The organism is Pantoea anthophila (assembly GCF_006494375.1).
Classification (GTDB): domain Bacteria; phylum Pseudomonadota; class Gammaproteobacteria; order Enterobacterales; family Enterobacteriaceae; genus Pantoea; species Pantoea anthophila.
Genome location: NZ_VHIZ01000027.1, coordinates 52,099 through 71,473, shown reverse-complemented (window position 1 = coordinate 71,473; position 19,375 = coordinate 52,099). Strand labels below are relative to the sequence as shown.

14 protein-coding genes are annotated in these 19,375 nt (G+C 60.2%); 9 read left to right on the top strand and 5 right to left on the bottom strand.

Annotated features, from left to right (window positions below; genetic code table 11):
- The first annotated feature begins 42 nt into the window (after positions 1-42).
- Positions 43-567, top strand: coding sequence for a ubiquinone anaerobic biosynthesis accessory factor UbiT (gene ubiT / locus FJW00_RS05260; protein ID WP_009092395.1), 525 nt, complete (start codon positions 43-45; stop codon positions 565-567).
- Complete coding sequence (locus FJW00_RS05255) at positions 561-1,067, top strand: GNAT family N-acetyltransferase (protein WP_140923223.1); 507 nt, start codon at positions 561-563, stop codon at positions 1,065-1,067. The genes ubiT and FJW00_RS05255 overlap by 7 nt, the downstream gene beginning before the upstream one ends.
- On the opposite strand, the gene FJW00_RS05250 is transcribed toward FJW00_RS05255, so the two are convergent.
- Positions 1,051-1,344 (bottom strand): GIY-YIG nuclease family protein, encoded by a 294-nt coding sequence (locus FJW00_RS05250; protein ID WP_009092393.1) that lies wholly within the window; start codon positions 1,342-1,344, stop codon positions 1,051-1,053. The genes FJW00_RS05255 and FJW00_RS05250 overlap by 17 nt on opposite strands.
- Positions 1,345-1,420: 76 nt before the next feature.
- Between FJW00_RS05250 and FJW00_RS05245 the strand changes: the two genes are divergently transcribed.
- The gene (locus tag FJW00_RS05245; RefSeq protein WP_046101095.1) at positions 1,421-1,849 is read left to right on the top strand and encodes a YhbP family protein; all 429 of its coding nucleotides are present in this window, start codon (positions 1,421-1,423) and stop codon (positions 1,847-1,849) included.
- A 33-nt stretch (positions 1,850-1,882) separates the two neighbouring features.
- Here FJW00_RS05245 and FJW00_RS05240 read toward each other — a convergent pair whose 3' ends face one another.
- The gene (locus FJW00_RS05240; RefSeq protein WP_009092391.1) at positions 1,883-2,404 is read right to left on the bottom strand and encodes a type 1 glutamine amidotransferase domain-containing protein; all 522 of its coding nucleotides are present in this window, start codon (positions 2,402-2,404) and stop codon (positions 1,883-1,885) included.
- A 146-nt stretch (positions 2,405-2,550) separates the two neighbouring features.
- Here FJW00_RS05240 and FJW00_RS05235 point away from each other — a divergent pair, with 146 nt between their 5' ends.
- Entirely contained in the window at positions 2,551-3,186 is a 636-nt protein-coding gene (locus FJW00_RS05235) for an NAD-dependent epimerase/dehydratase family protein (protein WP_140923222.1), read from the top strand.
- On the opposite strand, the gene nrdG is transcribed toward FJW00_RS05235, so the two are convergent.
- The 3 genes from nrdG to galR form a co-directional block, all read right to left on the bottom strand.
- Entirely contained in the window at positions 3,178-3,645 is a 468-nt protein-coding gene (gene nrdG / locus FJW00_RS05230; RefSeq protein WP_140923221.1) for an anaerobic ribonucleoside-triphosphate reductase-activating protein, read from the bottom strand. The two genes, FJW00_RS05235 and nrdG, sit on opposite strands and share 9 nt — an antisense overlap.
- On the bottom strand, positions 3,642-5,780 hold the full coding sequence (gene nrdD / locus FJW00_RS05225; RefSeq protein ID WP_140923220.1) for an anaerobic ribonucleoside-triphosphate reductase: 2,139 nt from the start codon (positions 5,778-5,780) through the stop codon (positions 3,642-3,644). The genes nrdG and nrdD overlap by 4 nt, the downstream gene beginning before the upstream one ends.
- 211 nt (positions 5,781-5,991) lie before the next feature.
- A complete protein-coding gene (gene galR, locus FJW00_RS05220) occupies positions 5,992-6,993 on the bottom strand; it encodes an HTH-type transcriptional regulator GalR (RefSeq protein WP_009092386.1) in 1,002 nt (333 codons plus the stop codon).
- Between the two features lie 191 nt (positions 6,994-7,184).
- Here galR and FJW00_RS05215 point away from each other — a divergent pair, with 191 nt between their 5' ends.
- From FJW00_RS05215 to FJW00_RS05195, 5 genes are all read left to right on the top strand, one after another.
- Positions 7,185-9,458, top strand: a complete 2,274-nt coding sequence (locus FJW00_RS05215; RefSeq protein ID WP_140923219.1) for a molybdopterin guanine dinucleotide-containing S/N-oxide reductase — start codon at positions 7,185-7,187, stop codon at positions 9,456-9,458.
- 278 nt (positions 9,459-9,736) lie between these two features.
- Positions 9,737-11,476, top strand: coding sequence for a penicillin-binding transpeptidase domain-containing protein (locus tag FJW00_RS05210; protein ID WP_140923218.1), 1,740 nt, complete (start codon positions 9,737-9,739; stop codon positions 11,474-11,476).
- A gap of 415 nt (positions 11,477-11,891) precedes the next feature.
- Positions 11,892-13,079, top strand: a complete 1,188-nt coding sequence (locus FJW00_RS05205) for an efflux RND transporter periplasmic adaptor subunit (RefSeq protein ID WP_140923217.1) — start codon at positions 11,892-11,894, stop codon at positions 13,077-13,079.
- Positions 13,076-16,276, top strand: coding sequence for an efflux RND transporter permease subunit (locus tag FJW00_RS05200; protein WP_140923216.1), 3,201 nt, complete (start codon positions 13,076-13,078; stop codon positions 16,274-16,276). The genes FJW00_RS05205 and FJW00_RS05200 overlap by 4 nt, the downstream gene beginning before the upstream one ends.
- Entirely contained in the window at positions 16,273-19,374 is a 3,102-nt protein-coding gene (locus tag FJW00_RS05195; protein ID WP_140923215.1) for an efflux RND transporter permease subunit, read from the top strand. The genes FJW00_RS05200 and FJW00_RS05195 overlap by 4 nt, the downstream gene beginning before the upstream one ends.
- Position 19,375 lies beyond the last annotated feature (1 nt).

Below are 19,375 nucleotides of genomic sequence, written 5' to 3'. Positions count from 1 at the left end.
ATATGGCAATATACGTAAAATTTTCTGAAGGGAGGGACAAAAGTGTTAAAGCGGATTCATGCCCATTTTGTGAAAAAGGCTCCGGAAATCTTAGGCTTACCCGCAGCGCTTACCCCATTCCCGGTCAAAAAGCGGCTTCTGCAACAACTCTTAAACTGGCAATTTCGTCATGCTTTAGCTGAAGGTGAGTTAGACTTTCTGGAAGGTCGCCTGCTGGGTATCGGGATTGCCGATCTCAATCTGCAATGGATTACCACGCTGCAGGACGGCCGGCTGGTGGTATTGCAACAGTCCGAAGCGGATGTCTGGTTTCGGGGCAATGCCAATGATTTGTTGCTGGTGGCAGCACGTAAAGCAGATCCCGACATGCTCTTCTTTCAACGCCGTCTGGTGATTGAAGGGGACACTGAACTGGGACTTGAGGTGAAGAACGTAATGGATGCTATTGAACCCGAGGCTATGCCCACCGCGTTACGCACGGCAATTCAGCAGATGGCGGCCTTTGTCGACGCCGGGATGAAACAGGACGCGAAGGCCGGACAGGCACGCGCAGGTGCCCTATGCTGATCCGTAGCGAAATTGGCGTGGATGCCGCAGGCATCGACACGCTGCTCAGACGCTGTTTCACGTCGCCCGCCGAGGCGGAACTGACGCAGTCGCTGCGCGAAGATGGCCTGTTAACCTTAGGCGTGGTCGCCACTGATGATGAGGGACAGGTGCTGGGTTATGCTGCATTCAGTCCGGTCAGCGTTAAAGGTGAAGATCGTGGCTGGGTGGCGCTGGCACCGCTGGCGGTGGATGAGACGCTGCGCGGGCAGGGCATTGCCAGCAAACTGATTTATGAAGGACTGGATACCCTCAACGAGTTCGGTTACAGCGCGGTGGTCGTGCTGGGCGATCCGGCATTCTTCAGCCGCTTTGGCTTTGAACCGGCGGCCCGCGTCGGCCTGCAGAGCCGCTGGCCGGACAGCGAGGCGACGTTCCAGGTCTATCGCCTGGCAGAGACGGCGTTTGAGGGCGCAGACGGAGAGATCGACTTCGCCGAGCCCTTTAATCGCCTGCTGTAATACCCAGCCAGCTCTCCAGACTGACCGGCTGACCCGCCACTAACTGGAGTTTCTGCTGACGGGTCAGCTGCTTGACCTGATACTCCAGTCTGGAGGCGCTGGCACGGTCACCTGCATCACAGTGAAACACCAGCGCCAGTGGACCTTTGCCGCGCAACGCGCGGGCGCCGCGTCCGGTCTGGTGCTGATCAAACCGGCGCATCACATCCGTGGTGATGCCGGTGTACAGGCTCCCTTTCGCCGTACGGACGATGTAGAGTTGCCACTGCTGACTCATTCGCAATCATTTCCCAAAAAAAGGTGCCGGGCAGTGTAGCGCGCTTCACGCTCCGGTGCATCGCCAGGAGTTTACCTTGTCCGATCACGCCCATCTGGTTCGCTATCTCCGAAAGCAACATGTGCTTTCTCTCTGCTCTGCCGCCGACGATCAACTCTGGTGCGCCAACTGCTACTACGTCTTCGATGAAGCGCGCATGGTGTTCTGGATTATGACTGAGCCTGACACCCGTCACGGGGCATTGATGCTGAAGAACCCGCAGGTCGCGGGCACCGTCAATGGCCAGCCCAGAAGCGTGCTGCTGATAAAAGGGGTGCAGTATCGTGGCCGGATTGTGCGGCTGGAGGAGGAAACGGAGAAGGTCGCCAGAGCCGCCTATCAGAAACGGTTTCCGGTGTCGCGCAAAGTCTCAGCACCGCTGTGGGAGATTCAGCTTGATGAGGTGAAGATGACCGACAATGCGCTGGGATTTGGTAAGAAGATCAGCTGGCTGCGGGAAAGCTGAAACGCCCTTTTCAGCGAAAAGGGCGCAACGGATTTACAGCGCTTCGAGGATACGCAGAGATTCGCGATTGAAGGCGGGTAAATCGGCCGGGGTGCGGCTGGTCACCAGCTTATCGCCGTCAACCACCACTTCCTTATCATGGAAGTCGGCACCGGCGTTGATCAGGTCGATGGCAACGGCTTTTACGGTGGTCATCTTGCGACCACGCACGCCGTTGGCGCTGATCAGCAGCTGGGGGCCGTGGCAGATAGCAAAGATAGGCTTGCCGCTGGCAACGAACTCTTTGGTGAACGCGACAAAGCGGTCATCGCCACGCAGCGAATCCGGCGAGTGACCGCCTGGCAGCAGCAGCGCATCAAACTCAGCCGGGCTGACGTCGTCAATGCTGCGATCGATGGTCACTTCGGCTTCGCCTTTTTTGCCTTTTACGACATTTCCGGCCTGGTTCTCAATGGTCACTACCTCAAACCCGGCGCGTTTGTAGACCTCAGCAGGCGACGTAAATTCTGAGTCTTCAAATTCATCGGTAATCAAAACCGCAACTTTCTTGCTCATTTTGTTTCCTCCTTAAAGCAGTGGAGCGCGAGGCGCGCTTTCCGGATCAGGGTTTAAGTCTGGTCGCTATGGGCGAGAACGCAAGCCAGACCGTTAAGATCAGCTATCTTTTAAGCTGTCAGCAGTGAAATAAGGATGAATCTGAGATGAATCGCGTATTACTGACCGGAGCCACCGGCTTAGTCGGGTCGCATCTGCTGCGCTTACTGATTGAGGATCCGCGCGTCGATGAGATCATCGCGCCAACCCGTCGTCCGCTGCCTGTCCTGCGTAAGGTCGTCAACCCGGTGGAGGCCGACCTGACCGATGTGCTCGGGCCGTTGGAGTCTTCGCTGGATACGGTGTTCTGCTGTCTGGGCACCACGCGCCGGCAGGCGGGCAGCAAAGCGGCGTTTATTCACGTCGATTACACCCTGGTGGTGGACAGCGGATTGAGCGGACTGCGGCTGGGGGCAAAACAGATGCTGGTGGTGAGCGCCCACGGTGCCAGCCGTCACTCACCTTTCCTGTACAGTCGCGTGAAAGGCGAAATGGAAAACGCATTGCGCCATCAGGGCTGGCCGCACCTGACGCTGGTACGGCCTTCGTTACTGCTGGGCGATCGGGCGCAGACGCGTCCGGGGGAACGCCTGATGGCGCCGCTCTTTTCTCTGCTGCCGGGTCACTGGCGGGCGGTGAGCGCACGTGACGTGGCCCGCTGTCTGCATCAGCAGGCGTTCACGCCGGCGGGCGAAAGCGTCACTATCATTGAGTCGGGCGACATCCCGCGTCACTCAGCGTAACTGCCAGAGGATCTGATTGCGGCTGCCGCGCCAGGGCAGCGAGGCATCCTTCTCCTCTTCGACAAAACGGCCATCAATCAGCACGTCGAGATAGAGCAGCACGGCGCGCTGCGCGGCATTCAGCTCCTGCATCCGGTAACCGGTCCAGAGCCAGATATCTTTATCGGGACAGCTCTGGCGCACCCGCTTCACCAGACGGCGAATGTGCGGCACGTTGTGCGGATGCAGCGGATCGCCGCCGCTCAGCGACAATCCCTGACGCGGAATGCGCGTGTCCTGCAAATCCGCCAGCAGCTGCTCCTCCATCGCCAGCGTAAAAGGCACGCCGGAGTCGGTTCGCCAGGTACTCTGGTTGTAGCAGCCGCGACACTGATGTTCACAACCGGCGACAAACAGCGTGCAGCGGGTGCCGGGGCCATTCACGATATCCACATCGTAGTAGCGATGGATATGCATCATCCCAGCGGTCCTTCTGCCAGATGTTTCACCCGGCGCTGCACTTCCTGCTGTTTTCCGGCGTTAAAGGGCCGCGCATCCGGGCTGCCAAGATAACCGCAGACCCGCCGGGTGACGGAGACGCGCGCCGGATCGTGGTTGCCGCACTGCGGACAGGTAAAGCCGCGGCTGGTACAGGTAAACTCACCGTTGAAGCCGCAGTCGTAGCACTCATCAATCGGGGTGTTGGTGCCGTAGTAGGGCACGCGGTCGTAGCTGTAGTCCCAGACATCCTCCAGCGCCCTGAGGTTGTGCTGCACGTTCGGGTATTCGCCGTAACAGATGAATCCGCCATTCGCCAGCGGTGGATAGGGCGCTTCAAAGTCGATTTTATCGTAGGGATTCACCTTCTTCTCAACGTCGAGATGGAAGCTGTTGGTGTAGTAGCCCTTGTCGGTCACGCCTGCCACCAGACCAAACTGTGCCGCGTCCAGACGGCAGAAGCGGTCACAGAGATTCTCACTCGGCGTGCTGTAGAGGCTGAAGCCGTAATGGGTCTCCGCTTTCCAGCGATCGGTGGCAGCGCGCAGATAGGCGATGATCTCCACCCCTTTGGCGCGCAGCGCCGCGTCATCATAGGGGTGCTTCTGGCCACCGCTGAGGGCATTCAGGGTTTCATGCAGGCCGATATAGCCCAGCGACAGGGAGGCGCGGCCATTGCGGAAAATCGGCCCCACCTCATCATCGGCGTTGAGCCGGACACCGCAGGCCCCTTCCATGTAGAGGATGGGGGCCACGCGCGCTTTGGTTTTCTCCAGCCGCGCCACCCGCGTCATCAGCGCCCGCTTCGCCAGCAGCAGACGCGCATCCAGCAGTTGCCAGAAGCGCGCTTCATCGCCGCCCGCTTCCAGCGCGATGCGCGGCAGATTGAGGCTGATCACCCCGATATTGTTGCGGCCCTCATGGATCTGTTCGCCGTTCTCTTCGTAGACGCCAAGAAAACTGCGGCAGCCCATCGGGGTTTTAAACGAGCCGGTGACTTTCACCACCTGATCGTAGTTGAGGATGTCGGGATACATCCGCTTGCTGGCACACTCCAGCGCCAGCTGTTTGATGTCATAGTTAACGTCGCCTGCACGCCGGTTAACGCCTTCGCGAATGGTGAACACCAGTTTGGGAAAGACGGCGGTTTTACGGTTTTTACCGAGTCCGGCCAGGCGGTTGCGCAGAATCGACTGCTGGATCAGGCGGGCTGCCCAGTCCGTTCCCAGACCAAAACCAAAGGTGACAAACGGGGTCTGTCCGTTGGCGGTGTGCAGGGTATTCACCTCATACTCCAGCGACTGAAAGGCGTCATAGCACTCTTTGTCGGTGCGCTGGCGCGCATACGCTTCTGCCTGCGGGATCTGCCACTGTTCCGCGATCGCCAGATGCCGGGCATAGCTCTGCTTAACAAACGGCGCCAGCACCTCATCGATGCGATTGATGGTGGTGCCGCCGTAAATGTGGCTGGCGACCTGCGCGATGATCTGGGCCGTCACGGCGGTGGCGGTGGCGATCGATTTGGGCGGCTCGATCTCGGCATTGCCCATTTTGAAACCGTTGGTCAGCATGCCTTTGAGATCGATCAGCATGCAGTTGAACATCGGGAAGAAGGGGGAGTAGTCGAGATCGTGGTAGTGGATCTCGCCGCGCTCGTGCGCCAGTACCACATCGCGCGGCAGGATCTGCTGCTGCGCATAGTGCTTCGCCACGATCCCGGCCAGCAGGTCGCGCTGCGTCGGGATCACTTTGCTGTCTTTGTTGGCATTCTCATTCAGCAGCGCGGCGTTGGTCTGATCGACCAGCCCGCGAATGGCGTGATGCAACTGGCTCTGCCGATCGCGGGCCACATCGCGATCGTGACGGTATTCAATATAGGCGCGAGCCAGTTGCGGCCAGGGGCCCGCCATCAGCGTCTCTTCGACCGCGCACTGAATCTCACCGATCTCCACTTCCGGACGATTGGCCAGCTGCGCCGCGACGCGCTCAGCGACCTGCGCGCACCAGGCGCTGTCATCGACCTTTGCGGCCCGTGCCGCCGCCAACACCGCATGCTCAATACGCTGCGCATCGAAGCCTGTCCGGCACCCATCACGTTTGATTACCACCGTCGCCATTTTTCTCTCCATGAACTACATATTGGGGTTCTGAGAATTCTATTTCCTACATGTAGTGACTTCCGGAAATTAATGCGCGCGGTTTTGACCTGAAACAAAGAAGGCTCTACATAGTGGATCGTGCTGGCGGGTATAAAAAGAGAGGGCAGGTTATCGTCAGGCGCGGGGGAGCGGCGGGGAGCACGGATGCGCCGGACCCGCCGCCGTGACGTCAGGCGGGGCCGCTTACCGAATGGCGGCGCACCAGCGTCGGGCTGAACATATGGGTGACTTCCGGCAGCGGCTGGTCGTTGGCCAGTGCCAGCGCCAGCTGAGCCGCCTGCTGCGCCATGGTGACAATCGGATAGCGCACGGTAGTGAGGCGGGGACGCACATAGCGCGACACCAGCACATCATCGAAGCCAATCAGCGACATCTCTTCCGGCACGCGCACGCCGTTGTCGCTCAGCACCGCCAGCGCGCCTGCCGCCATGGAGTCGTTGTAGCAGGCGACGGCGGTAAAGTTCCTGCCGCGCCCTAACAGTTCCGTCATCGCCTGCTCACCGCCCACCTCATCCGGTTCGCCCCAGGTGACCAGCCGATCGCTGCAGGGCAGGCCATGCTCCTTCAGCGCATCGTAGTAGCCCTGCAGGCGATCTTCGGCATCAGAAATGGTGTGGGTCGAACAGATAAAAGCGATATTCTGGTGGCCAAGCTGGATGAGATGGCGGGTCGCCAGCCAGGCACCGTAGCGGTCGTCGAGCGCAATACAGCGCTTTTCAAAACCTTTTATCAGCCGGTTCAGCAGCACCATACCGGGCACCTGCTTCATCAGCACTTCCAGCTCCGCATCGGGAATTTTCTTGGCGTGAACCACCAGCGCCGCACAGCGGTGGCGCATCAGCTGTTCAATTGCCTGCCGCTCTTTTTGCTCATTATGGTAACCGTTACCAATCAGCAGAAAGTTCCCGGTGTCGCCTGCGACCTCATCCACGGCTTTCACCATGGCGCCAAAAAAGGGGTCGGAGACGTCGCCCACAATCAGACCCAGCGTTTCGGTCGATTGCTGCGCCAGCGCGCGTGCGTTGGCATTCGGGTGATACTGAAGCTGCTCCATCGCCTGGCCTACGGCCTGTCGGGAGCTGTCGCTGGCTTTGGGAGAATTATTGATTACACGGGAGACTGTGGCGACAGAAACGCCAGCCAGTCGCGCAACATCCTTTATGGTAGCCATGCGTTGACCTGTCCGGGGGGAAAACGTTTACACATCGCATCAGTGTTACGGAAAAGGGCAGACACATCAACCCGACAGAATGCCAGCGTCGTCGCAAAAAGGGGCAAAATCGGACCCGCAGGCACATCTTCTGCTGAGAGGCCGCCCCATGTTATGCTCCCTCTCCCCCCTGGCTACCGTGAAAAACAACGATGAAAACCAAAGTGCCACACCTGGCGCACTGGGGCGCCTTTACCGCCGTCACTGAAAACGATCGCCTGACGGGCTGCGAACCTTTCTTCGCCGATGCCGATCCGTCACCGATGATCCACACCATTCCAGAACTGGTCTATTCCGACAAACGCATCCGTCAGCCGATGGTGCGGCGCTCGTGGCTGAAGTCACGCGAAAACAGCGACCGCACGCTGCGTGGCCGTGAAGACTTTGTTGCCGTTGACTGGGAGACCGCGCTGGACCTGGTGGCGGAAGAGAATCGCCGCGTCCGTGAGCGCTACGGTGCCTCAGGCATTTTCAACGGTTCCTACGGCTGGTCATCGGCCGGTCGCGTTAACCATGCCCGCACCCTGGTGCGCCGCTTCTATTTTCAGGGCGGCGGCGGCGTCGATCAGCAGGGCAACTACAGCTGGGGAGCCGCGCAATTCTTCCTGCCCTATGTGATTGGCACCTACATGCCACTGACCGGCCGCGTGACCGAATGGCCGCAGGTGGTCGAACATGCTGAGATTTTTGTCGCGTTCGGGGGACTGGCGCTGAAAAACGCTCAGGTCGCCTCCGGCGGGGCGGGGCAGCACAGCCTGAAACCGGCGCTGCAGCAGCTGGTGGCCAGAGGCACGCCGGTGATTAACATCAGTCCGATGCGTGATGACTGCCCGGAATTTGTGAACGCCGAGTGGATTCCGATTCGCCCTAATACCGACGTGGCACTGATGCTGGCGCTGGGGTATGAGATCAACCAGCGTGGCGCAGTGGATGAGGCGTTTCTCGCCAGTCACTGCACCGGCTGGCCGCAGCTGCGTGCCTATCTGCTTGGCGAAACGGATGGCGTGGCGAAAACCGCCGGCTGGGCCAGCCGCATTACCGGCATTCCGGCCGATCGTATTGTGCAGCTGGCGCAGCAGCTGATCGGCAAGCGCAGCTTTATGACCTGCTCCTATTCGGTTCAGCGCGCCCATCGCGGCGAACAGCCTTACTGGATGATGATTGCGCTGTCGTCGATGCTCGGTCAGCCGGGTCTGCCGGGGGCCGGTTTCTCATTTGGTCACGGCTCAATGAACAGCGTCGGTAACCCGCGTCAGGAGGGGCCTGCCCCGATGATGAGCACCGGTCCTAACCCCGCCGGGCTGTCGATTCCGGTGGCCCGGATCAGCGATATGCTGCTCAATCCCGGTCAGCCTTACCGTTTTCAGGGCGAGACGCTGCACTATCCCGACATTCACATGGTGCACTGGGCGGGCGGCAATCCTTTCCATCATCATCAGCAGCTGAACCGGCTGGTGGCGGGCTGGCAGCGACCCGATACGGTGGTGGTGCAGGATATCGTCTGGACACCTGCCGCCCGGATGGCGGATATCGTCCTGCCCGCGACCACCACGCTGGAGCGCAACGACATCGGCGGCTCGTCACGCGACCGCTTTGTGCTGGCAATGCATCAGGCGATTAAACCGCAGCATCAGGCGCGTAACGACTTCGATATCTTTGCTGACCTGGCGGAGCGCCTGGGCTACCGCGACACCTTCACCGAAGGGCGCAACGAGATGCAGTGGATTGCGCATCTCTATCAGCAGTGCGCCACGGCACATCAGCGTAAAGGGATCGATTTTCCGGAATTTGATGAGTTCTGGCAGCGCGGATTTGTGGAAATTCCCGAAGGCGGCAAGCCTTATCAGTTTATGGAGGATTTCCGTGCCGATCCGCAGGCGAATCCGATTAAAACGGCCAGCGGCAAAATCGAGCTGTTCAGCCAGACCATTGCGGATTATCAGCTGGACGATTTCGCCGGGCATCCGGAGTGGCGTGAGCCGCAGGAGTGGCTGGGATCGCCGGTCAGCCGCGACTATCCGCTGCACATGATCTCCATTCAGCCTGCCGACCGGCTGCACAGTCAGCTGGATGCCACCGATACGGTGCAGGGCAATAAAACCGCCGGCCACGAAACGCTTTACATGCATCCGCAGGATGCGGCGGCACGCGGGCTGGCAGAAGGCGATGAGATCGAGGTCAGCAACGCTCGCGGGGTGATGCTGGCGGGTGTGCGGATCACCGACGGAGTAACGCCAGGCGTGGTGATCATCGCCACCGGGGCCTGGTTCGATCCTGGCTTTGGCCAGGCGTGGCAGCCTTACGATCGCGCAGGGAACCCTAACGTCCTCACGCTCGACATCGGCACCTCGTCGCTGACGCAGGGGCCAAATGCCATGAGTTGCCTGGTGGAAATCAAAAAACATCAGGATTGCAGAATAGCGTAAAGATCTCATGGCTGGTTACATTTTGCCGGTAACTGTTGCGTTTGAGTGATGGCAGCCGATCAATCGCCCTTGCTACAGTCAGGGTCCCAGAGGTATTGATGGGTGAACATCAATAGATTTTCTTGATTACACCAACCTGCGCAGATGCGCAGGTTTTTTTTTTGCCGCCAACCGGTGTCCGATAACGAACTGATACACAGTTTTCCTGTTATCCGGACCGCGCTTTCTTTATAACTGCTGGCTTAGCCCCTTTTCTTTATTTTGCGCAGCGGAACGCCATGCCCCGGATTAAAAAACTACTGGGAAAAGACCAGATAAAAGCCCCCTTTAACCCTTTCCGATTCAGGCTGATCTGCCTGGGTGTGATGACCTGTCTGGTGGTGCTGCTGGCGCGCGTCGCGGACCTGCAGTTCCTGAATCAGCCGATGCTGGAGCACGAAGCGGATCAGCGATCGCTGCGAACCGTCACGCTGCCTACCAGTCGCGGCACCCTGCTGGATCGTAACGGCGAAGCCCTGGCGCTCAGCGTGCCGTCGCGCGATGTGATCGCCGATCCGCAGCGCGTGCTGGAGAGCAACCCCGATTTTACCAGTGCCAAATGGGCCTATCTTGCCGCGGCGCTGAATACCCGTCCCGACGTGCTGGCCGCGCAGATCACCGCCAACCCGAAACGCCGCTTTCTCTACCTGGGGCGCAAAATCGAACTGGGGATCGCCAAAGATATTAAAGAGCTGAAGCTGAAGGGGATCAGCGAAGTCTATGATGACAGCCGCTTCTATCCGATGAGCGAAGCCTCTGCGCCGCTGATCGGCATCGTCGGGGCCGATAACGTCGGTCTGAACGGGCTGGAAAAAGGCTTTGATAAGGTGCTGCAGGGCGAGCCGGGCAAAGAGGTCTATCGTCAGGATGCGGCGGGCAACATTATCTCGATGATTAACTATCAGCCGCCAACGCAGCCGCCAACGGTGCAGCTCAGCATCGACAAATACGATCAGTACACCCTCTACAGCAAACTGCGCGACGGCGTACTGCTCAACAAAGCGGATTCCGGCGCCGCCGTGCTGGTGAAGATCGACACCGGCGAGATTCTGGCGATGGCCTCCTATCCGTCGTTCAACCCCAACAACTATGAAGGGGCCACGCCGGCGCAGATGCGTAACTCGGCCATTAACGACAGCTACGAACCGGGGTCGACCGTCAAGCCGTTAGTGGTCATGGAGGCGCTTGAGCGCCATCTGGTGCGGCCCGACTCGGTGATCGACACCACGCCTTATCGGGTTAACGGGCACCTGATCCGCGACGTCGGCCACTGGCCGCGCCTGACCATGACCGGCATCCTGCAGAAGTCGAGTGACATCGGCGTCTCGCATATGGCGCTGGCGATGCCTGCCGAAGCGCTGGTCAACACTTACCATGCGTTCGGACTGGGTAAACCGACCGGCCTAGGCCTGACCGGCGAAAGCGTGGGTTACTTCCCGCTGCATCGCGCCCGCTGGGCCGATATCGAACGCGCCACCTTCTCGTTCGGGTATGGTCTGCGCGTCACGCCGCTGCAGATTGCCCGTGAATATGCCACGCTCGGCTCCTATGGCGTCTACCGTCCGCTGTCAATCACTCGCGTGACGCCGCCGGTTCTGGGCAAGCAGGTCGCGAATCCGGAAACGGTCAAAGAGGTGGTCCATATGCTGGAAAGCGACGTGCTGCCGGGCGGCACCGGGGTGAAGGCGGCGGTGCCGGGCTACCGGCTGGCAACCAAAACCGGTACGGCGGAAAAGATGGGCACCAGCGGCAAATATGATGGCGGCTACGTCAACTACACCGCCGGTCTCGCGCCCGCCAGTCATCCTGAAGTGGCGCTGGTGGTGATGATTAACCATCCGACGGCGGGCGATCACTTCGGTGGCTCGGTGGCTGCACCGGTGTTCGGCAATATCATGGGACCGGTGCTGAAGCACATGAACATCGCGCCGGACGCGATCTACAGCAAGCCGGTCACCGGTTCTTCAGATAAATCCTAGACAAATCAGAGTGTAAGCGCGGGGTGGCTAATTTTCACACCTCGTTGCACTTCCCCGAATTCGGTTGCGTTTTCACGCTGTCACCGCAGGGTAAATCAGTGCGACGATAGCGATCCCAGAGGTATTGATGGGTGTGAAAACAACACCGCTTCGGCGGTGAGACCCTGTTATTACACCAACCCACGCAGAAGCGTGGGTTTTTTTTTGCCTGCATGCGGCCAGGGAGAGCGTAAAAACGCCTGCTAATCCTCATCGTTCTTAACGAAACCCTGACAGTTTGCCAATGGAAAGGCGCGTCACCTTTCACGGATAATAGCTCCCCTGAAATCGGGCAGTTCACGCTTCACTGCCGTTTCTCCATGCCGCATTCCGCACATTCCGGGATTTCTTTTTTGCTTAGCTGAAGAGTTTAACGATGACTCACTTTTCTCGCCCGGCGCGTACTTCCGGGCTTAAGTGGCTGCTTTTGTTGCTGGTGGCCACGATAGTGGCTGGCATTCTCTGGCGTCTGCTCTTATCGGGTTCCGGGAATAAACCGGGTGCGCACGGCACGATGGGGGGAGGTGCAACCCTGATCCACAGCGGGGTTGCCAGTACGGCCGATGTGCCCGTGTGGCTGGATGCGCTGGGCACGGTGATCCCCAGCGCCAGCGTGACGGTCACCAGCCGCGTTGATGGCCAGCTTGAGCAGATTTTCTTTACCGAAGGGCAGAAGGTCAGCGCCGGACAGCTGCTGGCCCAGATCGACCCGCGCAGCTTTCAGGCAACGCTTAACCAGTATCAGGGTGAACTCAGCGAAAACCAGGCGCTGCTGAAAAGCGCCGAGCTGACGCTCGCGCGCTACCGCAAACTGGCGGCACAGAATGCGCTGGCGCGCCAGGATCTCGACAGTCAGATCGCCACCGTCGGACAGTATCGCGGCGCGGTCGCCGCCGATCAGGCACAGATCGCCAGTGCCAGGCTGAGCATTGAATATGCCCGGATTACCGCCCCGATTAGCGGGCGCGTCGGTCTGCGTCAGGTCGATCCCGGCAACATGGTGCAGAGCTCCAGCAGCACCGGTCTGGTGACCATCACTCAGATGCAGCCCGCCGCCGTCACCTTCAGCGTGCCACAAAGCAACCTCCCGGCGCTGGTCAGCGTGCTGCATCAGGGGCAGAGCCTGCCCGCCACGCTGTTCGATCAGGACAACCAGCACCAGCTCGCCAGCGGCGAAGTAAAGTTCATCAGCAACCAGATCGACACGGCTACCGGCACCGTGGCGCTGAAAGCGGTGTTTGCCAACCAGGATGAAGCGCTGTTTGCTAACCAGTTTGTAAATATCAGGCTGCAGACCCGGATGCTCAAAGGCGCGACGGTGATCCCGGCGCAGGCGCTGCAGTTGAGCAGCGACGGCAGCTTTGTCTTTGTGATCAATCAGGATCACACCGTCACGCGCAAAGCGGTCACCACCGGCCCCGCGTTCGGCGACGACCAGCAGGTGATCCTCAGCGGCGTCTCGCCGGGGGATCGGCTGGTGACTGAAGGGATCGATCGTCTGACCAGCGGCAGCAAGGTCACGCTGGCCGATGAGACGCCTGCTGCCGGTGCTGTGTCAAAATGAACCCGTCTCGCCTGTTTATTCTGCGTCCGGTCGCCACCATTCTGCTGATGGTCGGCGTGCTGATTGCGGGCATCTTTGCCTATAAATTCCTGTCGACCTCGGCGCTGCCGCAGGTCGACTATCCGACTATTCAGGTCACTACGCTCTATCCGGGTGCCAGCCCGGATGTGATGGCGTCATCGGTCACCTCACCGCTGGAGCGCCAGTTAGGGCAGATGGCGGGTCTGAGCCAGATGAGCTCCACCAGCGCCAGCGGCTCGTCGATCATTACCCTGAAGTTCAGCCTGGATCTGTCGCTGGATGTCGCCGAGCAGGAGGTACAGGCGGCCATCAACGCGGCAAATAACCTGCTGCCCGACGATCTGCCCAATCCGCCGACCTACAAAAAGGTTAATCCGGCGGATAGCGCGGTGGTGACGCTGGCAGCCAGCTCCGGCACGCTGCCGCTGACCGAGGTGCAGGACCTGGTGAATACCCGGGTGGCGCTGAAACTGTCGCAGATTTCCGGCGTCGGAATGGTAACGCTGGCGGGCGGTCATCAGCCCGCCATTCGGGTGCAGATGAATCCGCAGGCGCTGGCGGCGCATCATCTGACACTGGAGGCGGTGAATACGCTGATCGGCAACAGCAACGTCAATGGCTCTAAAGGCGGCTTTGATGGCAAATATCATTCGGTCACCATCGACGCTAACGATCAGCTGCGTACCGCCGAAGAGTACGGCAACCTGATCCTCACTTATGAGAACGGTGCGGCGCTGCGCCTGAAAGATATCGCCCATATCGAACAGGGGCCAGAGAACAGCTTCCAGTCCGCATGGGCTAACAACCAGCCTGCGATTGTCATCAGCGTGCAGCGCCAGCCGGGTGCGAACGTGATTCAGGTGGTGGACAACATCAAGGCACAGCTCCCCGCACTGCAGGCCGCGCTGCCGGACGGCGTGAAGATGACGATTCTCTCTGACCGCACCCAGACCATTCGCGCCTCAATCAGCGACGTACAGTTTGAGCTGATGCTGTCGATTGCGCTGGTGGTGATGGTGACCTTCCTGTTCCTGCGCAACGTGGCCGCCACGCTGATCCCCAGCGTGGCGGTGCCGCTGTCGCTGGTCGGCACCTTTGGCGTGATGTATCTGGCGGGCTTCAGCCTGAATAATCTGTCGCTGATGGCGCTGACCATTGCTACCGGTTTTGTCATTGATGACGCCATCGTGGTGGTGGAGAACATTTCGCGCAGGCTGGAGCAGGGCGAGTCGCCGATGGAGGCGGCGCTGAAAGGCTCACAGCAGATTGGCTTCACCATCATCTCGCTGACCTTTTCACTGATTGCGGTGCTGATCCCGCTGCTGTTTATGGGCGATGTGGTTGGGCGGCTGTTTCGGGAGTTTGCGATTACGCTGGCGGTGGCGATCCTGGTGTCAATGGGGGTGTCGCTGACGCTGACCCCGATGCTGTGCGCGTATCTGCTGCGCCACATTCCGCCAGAGCAGCAGTCTACCTTTGCCCGCAAGGGCGGCGCGCTGTTCGACCGGCTGGTGCGCGGCTATGACCGGCTGCTGACCGTGGTGCTCAATCACCAGAAACTGACGCTGCTGGTGGCGCTGGCGACCTTCGGGCTGACGGCGCTGCTCTATCTGATGGTGCCGAAGGGTTTCTTCCCGACCCAGGATACCGGGCTGATTCAGGGCGTCACCGTCGCCTCACAGGATGTCTCATTTAACGCGATGGCTGCGCGGCAGCAGGCGCTCTCAGCCCTGATCCTGAAAAATCCGGCGGTAGAGAGTGTCTCATCGACCATCGGTATTGACGGTACCAACACCAGCCTCAACAGCGGCCGGTTGCAGATCAACCTTAAGCCATTTGGCTCCCGCGATTTCAGCGCCAGCGAGGTGATCAGCCAGCTGAACCAGGCGACCGCCAGCGTGCCGGGTATCCGGCTCTATCTGCAGCCCGCGCAGGATCTCACCGTCAACGACCAGGTCTCGCCGAGTCAGTATCAGTTCACCCTGGACGACGCTGACAGTGAAAATCTGGTCAGCGCCTCGCCGAAACTGGTGGCGGCATTGCAGCAGCGGCCCGAGTTTAATGGCGTGGTAAGTAACCTGCAGGATCAGGGGCGCGTCTCTTACGTGGAGCTGAACCGGGACAAAGCGGCGCGCTTCGGCATTACCGCATCGGACGTGGACACGGCGCTCTATAACGCCTTTGGTCAGCGTCTGGTTTCGACCATTTTTACCCAGTCAAATCAGTATCGGGTAGTGCTGGAAGTGGCGCCGGCCTTCCAGCAAGGGCCGGCGTCGTTTGATGATGTTTATCTGCAGCCGTCCACCAGCAGCAGTTCCACGTCGTCATCCAGCAGCACGACGTCATCAACCACCACATCCTCATCCTCATCCTCAGCCACGGAGAGCACCACGTCCGGCAGCGGCATGGTAAAACTCACCGCTATCGCCACAATTCATCAGCGAACCGGATCACTGATGCACATGCGGCTGAATCAGTTCCCGGCGGTGATGATCTCCTTCAACCTGAATCCAGGCTACTCGCTGGAGGATGGCCAGCGGGCAATCGCCGACGTGCGGCAGCAGCTGCAGCTGCCGGAGAGCACCACGCTGCGTTACCAGGGCGAAACGTCGGCATTCCAGAGCGCCACCGGCAACACGCTGTGGCTGATTCTGGCGGCGCTGATCACCATGTATGTGGTGCTCGGCATCCTCTACGAAAGCTTTATCCATCCGGTCACGATTCTCTCTACGCTGCCGTCGGCGGCGGTGGGCGCGCTGCTGACACTGTTGCTGGCGGGCACGGAGTTCAGCCTGATTGTGCTGATTGGCGTCATCCTGCTGATCGGCATCGTGAAAAAGAACGCCATTATGATGATCGATTTCGCGCTGGAGGCGGAACACCAGCAGCACCTCAGCGCGCGTGAGGCGATTCATCAGGCCTGCCTGCTGCGCTTCCGTCCGATTCTGATGACGACGATGGCGGCGCTGCTCGGCGCGCTGCCGCTGATGCTCGCCTCCGGCTCGGGTGCCGAGCTGCGACAGCCGCTGGGGCTGGTGATTGTCGGCGGGCTGATTGTCAGTCAGGTGCTGACGCTTTTCTCCACGCCGGTCATCTACCTCTGGTTTGACGGGCTGGCGCAGCGCGGCAACGCCTGGGTGAAACGCCGTCAGCAGCAGGCGCGGAGCGGGCAATGAACCTGACACGGCTATTTATCTTTCGTCCCGTGGCGACGCTGCTGCTGACGCTGGCGCTCCTGCTGCTCGGTGCGCTGGGTTACCGGCTGCTGCCGGTGGCACCGCTGCCGCAGGTCGATTTCCCGACCATCATGGTCAGCGCCAGCCTGGCGGGGGCCAGCCCCGAGACCATGGCGGCCACCGTCGCGACCCCGCTGGAGCGTTCACTCGGGCAGATTGCCGGTATCAGCGAGATGACCTCCAGCAGCTCGCAGGGCTCCAGCAGCATCATCCTGCAGTTTGAGCTGGACCGCGATATCAACGGCGCGGCGCGCGACGTGCAGGCGGCCATCAACGCGGCGCGCAGCCTGCTGCCGAGCGCCATGGCCTCGCTGCCGACTTATCGCAAAGCTAACCCCTCAGACGCGCCGATTGTGATGCTGGCGCTGACCTCTGCGACCCGCACGCCCGGCGAGCTTTACGATCTGGCGGAGAGCAAAATCGAACAGGCGATGGGGCAGGTACAGGGCGTCGGCGAAGTGTCGCTGATGGGCAGCGCCTTACCCGCGGTGCGGATTGATCTGCAGCCGCTGAAGCTGACCCACTACGGCATCTCGCTGGAGACGGTGCGCGCCGCCGTCGCCGACAGCACCACCAATCTGCCCAAAGGGATCTTACAGGGCAGTGACCAGTCGTGGCTGGTGGACAGCAATGGCCAGCTGGAGAAGGCCGCCAGCTACCGCGATCTGATCATCACCTGGCAGCAGGGCAAAGCGGTGCGGCTGCGTGACGTCGCCACGGTCTATGACTCGGTGGAAGATCGCTATCAGGCGGGATTCCTTAATGCCACGCCTGCGGTGATGATCGGCATTAAACGTCAGGCGGGCGCTAACATGCTGGAAACCATCGACGCAATAAAAGCGCAGCTGCCGCGGCTGGAAAAGAGCCTGCCCGCTGACAGCCAGCTGAAGGTGGTGGTTGACCGTTCGCCCGGCGTGCGCGCCTCGCTGTATGACACTGAAGAGACGCTGCTGATCGCGGTGTTGCTGGTCATCGCGGTGGTGTTTATTTTCCTGCGCAATCTGCAGGCGGTGATCATTCCGGCACTGGCACTGCCGGTGTCGCTGATCGGCACCTGTGCGGTGATGTACCTGCTGGGATACAGCCTGGATAACCTGTCGCTGATGGCGCTGATTATCGCCACCGGCTTCGTGGTGGATGATGCGATTGTGGTGCTGGAGAACATCACCCGTCACATTGAACGCGGGCTGAGTCCGCTGCGGGCGGCGCTGCGCGGGGCGCAGGAGGTGAGTTTTACCGTGCTGTCGATGACCGTATCGCTGATCGCGGTGTTTATCCCGATTCTGCTGATGGGCAGCATTGTCGGGCGGCTGTTCCGCGAATTTGCTGTCACACTCACGGTGTCGCTGCTGATCTCGCTGTTTGTCTCGCTCAGCCTGACGCCGATGCTCTGCGCGCGCCTGCTGAAACCGAAGCCGCCCGTCAGCCAGCGGCCGCATCCGCTTTATCAGTTTATTGAAAACCAGCTGAACCGCCTGCTGGCCGCCTACGGACGCGGGCTGGCCTGGGTGATGCGCCATCAGAAACTGACCATGCTCAGCCTGCTGCTGACCGTGCTGCTCAATGTTTTCCTGTTCACCGTAGTGCAGAAGGGCTTTTTCCCGAATCAGGACACCGGGCTGCTGATGGGCGCGCTGCGTGCCGATCAGAACATTTCCTTTCAGGCGATGAAGCCAAAAATGCTGATGTTCACCAAAATCATTCAGGAAGATCCGGCGGTTGAGAGCGTAATGTCGTCGATGGGCAGCGGGATGTTTGGATCGCGAAACAGCGCCAACTTCTTTGTGCGGCTAAAGGACTTTGACCAGCGTGATGCCACGGCCAGCGAAGTGGCCAACCGGCTGACGCGCAAAACCAGCCACATCGCCGGGGCACAGATGTTCCTGATGGCGGCGCAGGATCTGCACATTGGCGGACGCAGCGCTAATGCGACTTATCAGTACAGCCTGCAGGCGGACGATCTTGATCTGCTGCGGGTCTGGACGCCGAAAGTACAGGCGGCGCTGGCGGCAATCCCCCAGCTCAACAGTGTGGACTCGGACTCGCAGACTGGCGGTCAGGAGGTGGAGCTGACCATTGATCGTGACCGCGCCACACGGCTGGGTGTCAATGTGAAAATGCTCGATACGCTGCTGAACAATGCGTTCAGTCAGCGACAGATCGCCACGCTCTACCACACCCTGAATCAGTATCACGTGGTGATGTCGCTGCAGGATAGCGACACCGCCAATCCGGAGACGCTGCAGCAGCTCTATGTGATTAACGACAGCGGTGACCGCGTGCCGCTCTCCGCCTTTGCCCGCTTCAGCGGCGGCAATGCGCCGCTGTCGGTGGCGCATCAGGGCCAGTCCGCCACCAGTACCCTAGCATTCAACCTCAATGAGGGCGTCTCACTGGAGCAGGCGCAGTTGCTGATTAAACAGGCGATGGCGAAGCTGGGCCTGCCGTCAACCATTCACGCCGGTTTTGCCGGTACCGCCGCTGCCTTTTCCCAGCTGACCGCCACCATGCCGTGGCTGATTCTGGCAGCGCTGGCGGCGGTCTATATCGTGCTCGGCGTGCTCTACGAGAGCTACATCCATCCGCTGACCATTCTTTCAACCCTGCCGTCCGCGGGCGTCGGCGCGCTGTTACTGCTGCTGCTGACCAACACGCAGCTCACGGTGATCGCGCTGATTGGCATCATCCTGCTGATCGGCATTGTGAAAAAGAACGCCATCATGATGATCGATTTTGCTATCGACGCGGAACGGCAGCAGGGCATGTCGCCGCAGCAGGCGATCACTCAGGCGTGTCTGATGCGCTTCCGTCCGATCATGATGACGACACTGGCCGCCTTCTTCGGCGCGTTGCCGCTGGCGCTGGGCAGCGGCGGTGATGCCGACCTGCGCAGTCCACTGGGGATCGCGATTGCGGGCGGACTGGCGCTCAGCCAGCTGCTGACGCTGTTTACCACACCGGTTGTTTATCTGTGGCTCGATCGTCTGGGTCGTGCCACTCAACGTCAATGGCGTCGTCTGCGCCATGCGGAAACCTGAC

Coding starts and splice junctions, on each gene's coding strand:
- nrdG (WP_140923221.1), bottom strand. CDS start 3,645: ATGATGCATATCCATCGCTACTACGATGTGGATATCGTGAATGGCCCC.
- FJW00_RS05205 (WP_140923217.1), top strand. CDS start 11,892: ATGACTCACTTTTCTCGCCCGGCGCGTACTTCCGGGCTTAAGTGGCTG.
- FJW00_RS05215 (WP_140923219.1), top strand. CDS start 7,185: ATGAAAACCAAAGTGCCACACCTGGCGCACTGGGGCGCCTTTACCGCC.
- FJW00_RS05250 (WP_009092393.1), bottom strand. CDS start 1,344: ATGAGTCAGCAGTGGCAACTCTACATCGTCCGTACGGCGAAAGGGAGC.
- FJW00_RS05235 (WP_140923222.1), top strand. CDS start 2,551: ATGAATCGCGTATTACTGACCGGAGCCACCGGCTTAGTCGGGTCGCAT.
- FJW00_RS05255 (WP_140923223.1), top strand. CDS start 561: ATGCTGATCCGTAGCGAAATTGGCGTGGATGCCGCAGGCATCGACACG.
- FJW00_RS05240 (WP_009092391.1), bottom strand. CDS start 2,404: ATGAGCAAGAAAGTTGCGGTTTTGATTACCGATGAATTTGAAGACTCA.
- FJW00_RS05195 (WP_140923215.1), top strand. CDS start 16,273: ATGAACCTGACACGGCTATTTATCTTTCGTCCCGTGGCGACGCTGCTG.
- FJW00_RS05210 (WP_140923218.1), top strand. CDS start 9,737: ATGCCCCGGATTAAAAAACTACTGGGAAAAGACCAGATAAAAGCCCCC.
- nrdD (WP_140923220.1), bottom strand. CDS start 5,780: ATGGCGACGGTGGTAATCAAACGTGATGGGTGCCGGACAGGCTTCGAT.
- galR (WP_009092386.1), bottom strand. CDS start 6,993: ATGGCTACCATAAAGGATGTTGCGCGACTGGCTGGCGTTTCTGTCGCC.
- FJW00_RS05200 (WP_140923216.1), top strand. CDS start 13,076: ATGAACCCGTCTCGCCTGTTTATTCTGCGTCCGGTCGCCACCATTCTG.